The sequence below is a fragment of the Paraburkholderia sp. BR13439 genome, from assembly GCF_040948805.1.
Classification (GTDB): Bacteria; Pseudomonadota; Gammaproteobacteria; order Burkholderiales; family Burkholderiaceae; genus Paraburkholderia; species Paraburkholderia youngii.
On the sequence record NZ_JBFPKN010000120.1, the window covers coordinates 1 to 924 of the forward strand.

2 protein-coding genes are annotated in these 924 nt (G+C 61.8%); both read right to left on the bottom strand.

The genetic code is table 11. The features are described 5' to 3' along the window. Positions 1-160: 160 nt before the first annotated feature. Positions 161-496, bottom strand: coding sequence for an IS66 family insertion sequence element accessory protein TnpB (tnpB, locus tag AB3X96_RS42450; protein WP_136624689.1), 336 nt, complete (start codon positions 494-496; stop codon positions 161-163). Next, positions 493-924 (bottom strand): transposase (locus tag AB3X96_RS42455; protein WP_368594406.1); only part of this gene is annotated, 432 nt, incomplete at its 5' end. The genes AB3X96_RS42455 and tnpB, both read right to left, overlap by 4 nt.

Sequence of the window (924 nt, forward strand, 5' to 3'; positions counted from 1 at the left end):
CTCTCTTTCTTTCTCGGCGATCTCGGCCATCAGCTTCACGTTCAGTTCGCGTATCTGTTCGGTACTGAGGGCGTCGAGATCGGCGGGTATGTCCATGGCGACCAGTCTGCCAGAGCGGCGCGCGATGCAGCAAGGGAAACAGTTTACGTACTTACGGGGCTCAAACCACCGTGATCGCGTGATCCGGCGCGAGAGTGCGCCACGGCAGTCCCATCACCAGAGCCTGAAGCTGTTCAGGGCTCAGCCCCACGCTCACCGCCTGCTCGCCGTTCGTCCAGACGAAGCGCCCCTTGTTCAGCCGCCGTGCGGCAAGCCATATGCCCAGGCCATCGTAGACCAGCACCTTCATTCGAGTCGAGTGCCGATTGGCAAACAGGTAGGCATGATGGGGCCTCACTGACCCGAACACCTTGACCACGCGTGCGAGCAGCGTATCGACACCGGCGCGCATGTCGACCGGCTCCGTCGCGAGCCAGATGGCATCGATGCGAATCAACGCAACCACCCCTGCAGCCACGTTGCGCAGTCGCTCGCGGCCGACAGTGGCCAGCGCACCGTGATCGCCGTCGCGCCCCTGCGTACCTCGATCTCGATGTGCGTCGCCGCTGCAACACCATTCTGCATCTGCAGCGGCACAAATTCCGGCGACGAGACATTCAATTCCTGTCGGGCCGCTTCAGCGGCATCGCGTTCCTCCCGCGCCGCAACCCAGCTACGCAGCAGGTTGGCGTTCAACCGGTAATGCAGTGCCACGGCCGCAATCGACACATTCGGCTGCATTGCCGCCCGAATGACCGTCTCCTTGAATTCCTTGCTATGCCGCCGGCGCCGTGTCGGCTGCACCACATCCTGGACAACCTCGACTTCGTCCGTCATGTACACCTGTCCATTTAAAATTTGAATGGACATGATCGTCGGGCGGCA